This is a genomic window from Glutamicibacter sp. BSL13, from assembly GCF_052928425.1.
On the sequence record NZ_JAVGCZ010000112.1, the window covers coordinates 1 to 8,254 of the forward strand.

The 8,254-nt window shown below is 65.2% G+C and carries 9 protein-coding genes; 3 read left to right on the forward strand and 6 right to left on the reverse strand.

Annotated elements, in window-relative coordinates; translation table 11 throughout:
* Positions 1-244 (forward strand): amidohydrolase family protein (locus tag RCJ92_RS13955; protein ID WP_446754862.1); only part of this gene is annotated, 244 nt, incomplete at its 5' end.
* Between the two features lie 109 nt (positions 245-353).
* Here RCJ92_RS13955 and tpx read toward each other — a convergent pair.
* Positions 354-851 (reverse strand): thiol peroxidase, encoded by a 498-nt coding sequence (gene tpx, locus RCJ92_RS13960; protein ID WP_138175265.1) that lies wholly within the window; start codon positions 849-851, stop codon positions 354-356.
* Positions 852-1,100: 249 nt separating this feature from the next.
* On the opposite strand from tpx, the gene RCJ92_RS13965 reads away from it, so the two are divergent.
* Positions 1,101-2,765, forward strand: a complete 1,665-nt coding sequence (locus RCJ92_RS13965) for an HNH endonuclease signature motif containing protein (protein WP_446754863.1) — start codon at positions 1,101-1,103, stop codon at positions 2,763-2,765.
* A gap of 19 nt (positions 2,766-2,784) precedes the next feature.
* Here RCJ92_RS13965 and hutI read toward each other — a convergent pair whose 3' ends face one another.
* From hutI to tdh, 3 genes are all read right to left on the reverse strand, one after another.
* A complete protein-coding gene (hutI, locus tag RCJ92_RS13970) occupies positions 2,785-3,975 on the reverse strand; it encodes an imidazolonepropionase (RefSeq protein ID WP_446754868.1) in 1,191 nt (396 codons plus the stop codon).
* A 143-nt stretch (positions 3,976-4,118) separates the two neighbouring features.
* Positions 4,119-5,339, reverse strand: coding sequence for a glycine C-acetyltransferase (locus RCJ92_RS13975; protein WP_446754864.1), 1,221 nt, complete (start codon positions 5,337-5,339; stop codon positions 4,119-4,121).
* 10 nt (positions 5,340-5,349) lie between these two features.
* Positions 5,350-6,396, reverse strand: a complete 1,047-nt coding sequence (tdh, locus tag RCJ92_RS13980) for an L-threonine 3-dehydrogenase (RefSeq protein WP_138925794.1) — start codon at positions 6,394-6,396, stop codon at positions 5,350-5,352.
* A 133-nt stretch (positions 6,397-6,529) separates the two neighbouring features.
* Between tdh and RCJ92_RS13985 the strand changes: the two genes are divergently transcribed.
* On the forward strand, positions 6,530-7,450 hold the full coding sequence (locus RCJ92_RS13985; protein ID WP_446754865.1) for a LysR family transcriptional regulator: 921 nt from the start codon (positions 6,530-6,532) through the stop codon (positions 7,448-7,450).
* Here RCJ92_RS13985 and RCJ92_RS13990 read toward each other — a convergent pair.
* Both RCJ92_RS13990 and RCJ92_RS13995 read right to left on the reverse strand, forming a co-directional pair.
* Complete coding sequence (locus RCJ92_RS13990) at positions 7,440-7,667, reverse strand: hypothetical protein (protein ID WP_446754866.1); 228 nt, start codon at positions 7,665-7,667, stop codon at positions 7,440-7,442. The genes RCJ92_RS13985 and RCJ92_RS13990 overlap by 11 nt on opposite strands.
* 213 nt (positions 7,668-7,880) lie before the next feature.
* On the reverse strand, positions 7,881-8,254 hold a 374-nt coding region (locus RCJ92_RS13995; protein ID WP_446754867.1), incomplete at its 5' end, for a phosphotransferase.

Sequence of the window (8,254 nt, forward strand, 5' to 3'; positions counted from 1 at the left end):
CCGGCTCAGCTCGGACGGCTCGCTGGCCGGGGGCACCGCCACCCTGCTGGATGTCGTGCGCCGGGCGGTGGCCGGTGGGGTGCCGCTGGAGCAGGCACTGCTCTCCGCGACGGCGGTCCCGGCCCGGTTGCTGGGCCTAGAGGACACCGCCGGTGCCCTGCGCAGCGGACGGAGCGCCGATGTGCTGGTGGTCGACCAGGACCTGGAGCTGCTTCAGGTCTTCCGCCACGGACGACCGCTCTAAGCACGCCCCCCTGCCGCGGCCGACGGCCGCCGCGCACCGATTAACGCGAACCGGCGCCCACGCCCCTGAAGCACAGGGGTGTGGGCGCCGGTTTCCTTGGCTGCCGGGCTTAGCTCAGCGCGGCGATCGCGGCGTCGTAGTCCGGTTCGGTCTTGATCTCCGGAACCAGCTGGCTGTAGATCACCTTGCCCTCCTCGTCCAGGATGATCACGGTGCGGGCCAGCAGGCCGCGCAGCGGGCCATCGGCCTGGGTAACGCCGTAGTCCTCGCCGAAGCTGGAACGGAACGCCGAGGCGGCGACCACGTTCTCCAGGCCCTCGGCACCGCAGAAGCGGCCCAGGGCCATCGGCAGGTCCTTGGAGGCGCACACCACGGTGGTGTTCTCCAGGCCCGAGGCCAGTTCGTTGAAGCGGCGCACGCTGGCGGCGCAGACGCCGGTGTCCACCGACGGGAAGATGTTCAGCACGACGCGGCGGCCGGCCAGGGACGCGCTGGTCACGTCCTGAAGATCGGTGCCGGTCAGGGTGAATTCGGGAGCCTTGGCGCCAACGGCCGGCAGCTCGCCTACGGTCTGGACTGGGTTTCCATCAATTGCAGTAGTAGCCATAGTCCTTGTCTATCATGAAGCCGGTCACACGCCGCCGGATTTCGGCGAACATGACATGAATTCCGCTCTTGGCGTGCACCGGGGCTCGCCGGCTCATCCCGCTACTCCCGAACACCACTGAGGCACCGCCGCCCTCGCCCGGCACCGCCTGCCTAATCCCGCCACGTCTCTTGCGGAGCCGGAAGGCGTTTATCCCCAATCCGCCGCTTCTTGGAAGCCCCGACGTTGGTCGGCACCGAAACTGGGGCCATGAACACCATCTCCCTGGCCTCCGCAATGGAGGCGCTGCGCCGGGCCGCTGCGGCCGGCGGTTCCCGATTATCGGGGCAAGTGCTGGCCGAAACGGCACGGCTGAATCTGGAAATCCTGGACAACGTGCTGCAGGCGGCCGCCCACCGTTCCGACCCGCGCGTTGCCGCCGAAATGGGCAGCATAGTTGAAAGCCTCTCGCACCGCATCAGCCGCGCCCGGCTGGAGCTGGCCCTGCTGGCCGAAGCCACCGGTGCTCACACACTGGACCTGGAAGAGTACGACGACCTGCGCGAGGGCAGGACCGACTACTCGCGGCCCGCCAGGTATGCCACCGGCCGGCCCTGCTACAAGACCACGGCGGATTTCCTGGCCGCCTGGTTGCGAATCACCTATTTCGAGGCCGAGGGCATGCTCAATGACGCGCACCTGGTCATCGGGCGGGTCACCATTGCCGGAACGATCACCACACCGCGTTTCGAGCAGTTGGGCACCACCTACCAGGATCTCGCGGTTGATCCGCGCGCGACCCTCCAAACGGCCCGCAGCCTGAACAGGCTGGAGCCCAAGGACACCATCGGCGAGGGAGCCCCCTTGCCGCCTGCCGCCCGGCAGCAAGATGGGCCGTCGCTGGAAGAACGCGCGGTGCAGATCCTGGAGGGCAATGAGCCGCGCACCGCGAAGAAGCAGGTGAACGAACTGGTCAAGAAGTACAAGGAGGAAAACGCCGAGGCCGCCACCCCGGAACTGGGGTTGTTCAAACGCCGCAGCATCAACGGGGTCGACGAGTACGTCCTGCGGGTGCGCGGCTCCGATGCCGGCTTCATGCGGTCCCTGGTGGCGCAGGCCGACAATCCCCGGACCAAGGCAGGTGCCGCAGCCCGCACCCGGCAGCCGGATGAAGAGAACTTGGCCGGACGGGAAGCGAATCCGGCAGTGGACGGCACGCAAACACCCAGCTGGCTGCAGCCCACCGATCCCCCTCCCCCGTGGGCGGTGGACGAAACCGGGGAAACCGGGTCTGCGTCCGGGCCAACTGGTGCCCAGATTCCGGAGAATATCGAGGGCCTTTCGCCGGCCGAACAGATCGATCTGCAGGTTCCCGTCCCCATGCGGCGAATGAACGCGATGATGACCCTCATTCGGCAGAATGGTTCAGGAACCGCCAAGACCAAGGCCATCCGACCGCAGCTCATGGTCTTCATGCAGCTCGATGACCTGCGGGATCTGGCGACGGCCCATGGAATCACCACGCACGGCGTGAGGCTCACTCCGGGCGAGCTGCGACGACTGCTAACTGAAGCCGACATCATCCCGGTAGTGTTTGGCGGTGAGAGCCAGATATTGGATCTGGGCAGGGCCAGCCGCTTCTACCCCGACTACCTCCGCGATGGGATCATCTGCCGGGACAAGGGCTGCATCGTTCCCGGGTGCACCGAACCACCGGAAAACTGCGACGTCCACCATTTCGAGGGCGGGGGTTGGAAGGGCGGGTGCCGGACCAGGATCGGTTCCGGGTCGCTGATGTGCCGCAATGACCACACTGCGGAGCAGGCCGGGATCATTAAGGTCGTCAACTACAAGGGACTGCCCCACGTGATCATGCCAAAGCACATCGACCCCACCCAAACCCCGCAGCGCAACACCTACTGGGACAACATCTAAGGAGCTTGCGATGCGAGGATCAGACGCGTCGTTGCCCCGCCTGGTAGACCGCGTAGGTCAGTGGCATGCCCGGGCGGTAGGCCAAATGCGCCGCGGACGGGGCATCGAGCACATGCAGGTCAGCCCGCTTGCCCACTTCGATGGAGCCGACGTGGTCCTGGACGCCGAGGGCCAACGCCCCGCCATATGTGGCCGCCTCCAGCGCCTCGGGCAGGCTCAGGTGCATCTGCAGGACGGCCGTGGCCACCACGAAGTTCATGTTGCTGGTGTAGCTGGTGCCCGGATTGCAGTTGCTAGCCAACGCGATCACAGCCCCGGCGTCGAGCAAGTCGCGTCCCCGGGCCAGGGGTTGGCGGGTGGACAGATCGCAGGCCGGCAGGCAGGTGGCCACCACCCCGGGCCGTCCGGTACGGGTTGCCTGTTCCCAGTGGGCCCAGCTGCCTGCGAGCGCGGCGACGTCCTGCCGGTCCAGGTAGTTCACATGGTCCACCGACCGGCTGCCAAATTCAACGGCCAATCCGACTCCAGGACCCGGGCCGAGTTGGTTGCCATGGACCTTGGTGGCGATTCCCCGGTGCGTGGCCGCCTGCAGCACCTGGCGTGCTTGCTCCTCGGTGAAGGCACCTCGTTCACAGAAGACGTCGACGAAGTCAACATCCCCGGCCACCTCGTCCAGCATCGGACCGGCGACGGTCTGCGTGTACTGCTCCGCGTCCCAACCGGCTGGCACCAGATGGGCTCCCAGGAACGTTAACTGTTCCACCAGCGGACGGGCGATGCGGGCATGGCGGGCTTCCTCGGCCACGTCCAAGCCGTACCCCGTTTTGGTTTCCATCCAGGTGGTACCCATGGACAAGGCTCCGGCCCGACGTTCACGCACCGCGGTCGCCAGCTGCTGGTCGTCCAGGGAACGGGTGGCGGAGGTGGTCACGGCAATGCCGCCGGCCGCATAGTCCTGCCCCGCCATCCGGGCAACGAATTCATCGGCCCGATCGCCGCCGAAGATCAAGTGGCTGTGCGAATCAACCCATCCGGGAAGCACTGTGCGCCCGCCCAGGTCGTGGGTCTCCTCGGGCTCAGGGGCCTGCCCGGCCGGGCCGGTCCAGGCGATGAGACCGTTTTCGATCAATACCGCGGCATCGGCAAGAACCGTCCCGTCGGCATCGACGGTATTGAGTTGGGCAATATTTGTCAGCAGCAGGCTTGCCACAAGTTCCCCTTCCACGTCCTGAAACGACTCCAACGGTGCCCGGCCGGAGGCTGGACACCGTTGGTTAGACCGTATCGGATCGGATGGACCGGGAGCAGGCCCGGTCAGCGACATGCATCCGAGATCCCAGACATAGGCGGGGACTATGCGTCCTGGGTGACGGCCTGTCGGGAATCGATGAACGCCTGCACGCAACGCTCGATGTCCTCGGCCGAGTGCGCCGCCGAGAGCTGCACGCGGATGCGCGCCTGGCCCTTGGGGACCACCGGGTAGCTGAAGGCGGTGACAAAGACCCCGCGCTCGAGCATCTGTGCCGCGATGCGGCCGGCCAGCACGGCGTCGCCGAACATCACCGGGATGATCGCGTGCTCGCCGTCAAGCAGCTCGAAGCCGGCCTCGGCCATCTTGGTGCGGAACAGCTTCGCGTTGTCTTCCAGCTTCTCGCGCAGCTGTCCTGAACCTTCCACCAGCTCCAGGGCGGTGAGGGTGGCCGACACAATCGAGGGGGCCAGGGAATTGGAGAACAGGTAGGGGCGGGCCTTTTGGCGCAGCATCTCCACGATTTCCGCCCGTCCTGCGACATAGCCGCCCGAAGCCCCGCCCAAGGCCTTGCCAAAGGTGCCGGTGTAGATGTCCACGCGCTCAGAAACCCCGGCGTGCTCCGGGGTGCCGGCGCCGGTGCGGCCCATGAAGCCCACGGCATGCGAGTCATCAACCATCACCAGCGCACCGTACTGATCCGCCAGGTCGCAGATCTGTTCCAGCGGCGCCAGGTAGCCATCCATGGAGAACACCCCATCGGTGACGATGATGGTGCGACGTGCACCGGCTCCGTCGTTCAGCTGCGCGGCGGCCTGCAGCTGCTTCTCCAGGTCAGCCATGTCCCGGTTGGCGTAGCGGAAGCGGGCTGCCTTGGACAGGCGGATGCCGTCAATAATCGAGGCGTGGTTCAACGCATCGGAGATGATGGCGTCCTGGGCCCCAAACAGGGATTCGAACACTCCCCCGTTGGCGTCGAAGCAGCTGGAGAACAAGATGGTGTCATCGGTGCCCAAAAAGGCCGACAGCCGCTGCTCCAGCTCCAAGTGGATATCCTGCGTGCCGCAAATGAAGCGCACCGAGGCCATTCCGAAACCTCGCTCGTCCAGGGCCTGCTTGGCGGCTGCGATGATCCGTTCATCATCGGCCAACCCCAGATAGTTGTTCGCGCAGAAGTTCAGCACCTCGCGCGCCTCATCGCCCAGGGCCCCGGCCTGGATGCGCGCCGACTGCGGCGAATCAATATGGCGTTCAGCCTTGTAGAGTCCCGACTCGCGCAGCTCCTGCAGTTCGGTTGCCAGCTGCTCTTTCATATCCGTGTACATTGTCTCGCTCCTAGAAAACGGTCCAGTCAAGTACTACTTTTCCGCCCTGTCCGGCCTTGGCCGCGGCGAACCCGTCCTGCCATTGGGAGGCGGGAAGGAAATCGGTAACCACCGAAGAAATCCGCTCGCGCATGAGATCCGAGCTGGTGAGCATGGCGCTCATCGCGTACCAGGTCTCGTACATCTCGCGGCCGTAGATTCCCTTCAGGGTCAGCATATGGGTCACCACCTTTCCCCAGTCGATGTCGATGGGGGCGCTGGGCAGTCCGAGCATGCAGATCTTGCCGCCGTGGTTCATGTTGTTGATCATTTCCGGCAGTGCCGAGGAATGCCCGGACATTTCCATGCCGAAATCAAAGCCTTCCAGCAGGCCCAGCTGCTGCTGCGCCTGGGCGATGCGCGACTCGCTGACGTTCACCGCGAGGTCTGCGCCCATGGCGGCGGCCAGTTCCAGCCGCTGTTCGGAGACATCGGTGATGGCGATGCGGCGGGCACCGACGTGGCGGGCCACCGCCACCGCCATGAGTCCGATGGGCCCAGCGCCGGTGATCAGCACGTCGTCGCCCACCATCGGAAACTGCAGGGCGGTGTGCACCGCATTGCCGAAGGGGTCGAAGATGGCGCCCAGCAGCGGGGTGATCTTCTCGTCCTGGTGAACCCAGACATTGCTTTCGGGGATGACCACGTATTCGGCGAACGCGCCGTCGCGCTGCACGCCCACGGAGCTGACGTTGATGCACATTTGGCGGCGGCCGGCGCGGCAGTTGCGGCACAGCCCGCAGACAATGTGCCCTTCGCCCGAGACCCGGTCCCCGATCTGGACGCCATGCACGAAGGAGCCGACCTCCACGACCTCGCCATAGAATTCATGGCCCGGGATCAGTGGTGTGTTGATCATGGATTTGGCCGCGTCATCGTAGGCCTCGATGTGCAGGTCGGTGCCGCAGATTCCGGTGGTCATCACCCGAATCTTGACGTCGTGGACACCGGTTTCCGGTTCAGGCCGGTCGACAAGTTCCAGACCTGCCTCGGGATTGGCCTTGTACAGTGCTTTCATCGTGTTCTACCTTCGGTTCCGGGCACCCGCCGGGGCGCAGCATGTCGGATCAATTCAAGTGTTGCAGGTCATGCCGAGCAATGACACATTAGTCATACGCTGATTTTCTGAATTGTTGATTTAGCATCTACTTATGGAATTGCATCAGTTGCGCATTCTGCGCGAGCTCGGGGATCTGGGCAGCGTCAATGCCGTGGCCAAATCGCTGTTCGTCTCCCCCTCGGCGATCTCACAGCACCTGGCCCAGCTGCAGCGCCAGTTCGATGTTCCACTGACGAAAAAGTCCGGACGCGCCCTGGTGTTGACCGATGCCGGACAGATCCTGGCTTCGGCGGCCGCCGACGTGGCTTCCACGCTGGCCTCGGCGACGGCGCAAATTGAAACCGAGCAGCACGAGCAGGATCGGCCAATCAGGATTGCCGGTTTCCATTCGATTGGGCAGACCATTTTTGCCCCGTTGCTGGCCTTGGAAGATTCCCGAATGCCGAAGCTGCAGTTCTTCGACGAAGATGTTTCGCAGCCGCAGTTTCCGGCGCTGACGTCCAGCTACGATCTTGTGCTGGCCCACCGGATGCCGCACACCGAACGGTGGCCCTCGAATATTGCGGTGATCCCGCTGGCCTTCGAACCCCTGGATGTGGCCATGCACCGTGAGCACCGGTTGGCGCAGTTTGACCAGCTGACCCCGCAGCAGGTCGTCGGAGAGCCGTGGGTTGTCTCGCGTAGCGGATATTCACCCGCTGACGTGTTGGAGGTGATTGCCGCGCTGGGCGGCGCCGAGGCGAAGGCGGAGCACCGGGTCAACGACTATTCCACTGCTGCGGCGCTGGTTGGGGCCAGCGGCTGCCTGGGGATTCTGCCGCGCTACACGGCACGGCGCACCATGGGTAATGCGGTGACTTTACGCCCGGTGCAGGGGGTGAGACTGGGGCGACAAATCGACTTGTTGCTTCGCTCCGAGCATCTGCACCGCAGCACTATTCACACGGTGATTTCCGCGATCAAGGCCACGGTGCGGCAACTGGTCAGCACCCCGGGGTCCGCTACACGCTAACCGACTGCTGGTTGGCCTCGAAGTAGTTGACTAGGTCCGCGTCCAGCGGCGGCACGCTCTGGCTGCTGCCGTCGGAGCGCAGCGACTGGGCGCCAAGGTCACCCACGGCCCTAATGGCGTCGGCGACCTCCTTGCGGGAGCTGCCGGGCGCGGCGAAAACCTGCTGCAGGAGTGCGGAAAAATTCTGCGCGCGCACCGGATCCGTTTTTCGACTCATTTCACCGGGGCCTTTCGAGGGAACGTGTTTTTCTGCACGCGATGTGATAGCGAACTTTCATCATTGTGCCACCCTTTGCGCTCCCCACTTTGCCGCCGGTAACAATTGACCACCGGCCCGCCGCGGCACCGCAGGACCGGTGCCCCGCGGTGCCTGGGCAGATCATTACAAGTCACGTTCGTGATTCTCGGTTGGCGCAAGCGGCGAATCCAGCTATCGGCCGGCGGAGAGCAGCAGGTCCAGGCTTTCCCGCCCGATGCGCCCCAAGGGGTCCCCCGGGTCGAGCTGGCAGAGGAGCAGGCCGTAGCGCAACGCCCAGCTCCGCGCACGGTGCCACAGGTCCTCCCCGTCGCTCACCCCGTAGCGTTCCAGGGCCCGGGTTCGTGCGGTAGACCCGAAATGCAGCCACAGCATGCCCAAGTCCGAGGCCGGATCCCCGGCGCACAGATCCCCGAAATCCACGAGGGCCGCGAAGCGGTACCCGGTGGCTGCGCGGTGCACGATGGTGTTGTGCGGGTGCGGGTCCCCGTGCAGCCACCGCGGCGCGCCGGCATGATCCGCGGCCCGCAGCGCGGCCGCCCAGATCG

Coding starts and splice junctions, on each gene's coding strand:
- tpx (WP_138175265.1), bottom strand. CDS start 851: ATGGCTACTACTGCAATTGATGGAAACCCAGTCCAGACCGTAGGCGAG.
- RCJ92_RS13965 (WP_446754863.1), top strand. CDS start 1,101: ATGAACACCATCTCCCTGGCCTCCGCAATGGAGGCGCTGCGCCGGGCC.
- RCJ92_RS13975 (WP_446754864.1), bottom strand. CDS start 5,339: ATGTACACGGATATGAAAGAGCAGCTGGCAACCGAACTGCAGGAGCTG.
- tdh (WP_138925794.1), bottom strand. CDS start 6,396: ATGAAAGCACTGTACAAGGCCAATCCCGAGGCAGGTCTGGAACTTGTC.
- RCJ92_RS13985 (WP_446754865.1), top strand. CDS start 6,530: ATGGAATTGCATCAGTTGCGCATTCTGCGCGAGCTCGGGGATCTGGGC.
- RCJ92_RS13990 (WP_446754866.1), bottom strand. CDS start 7,667: ATGAGTCGAAAAACGGATCCGGTGCGCGCGCAGAATTTTTCCGCACTC.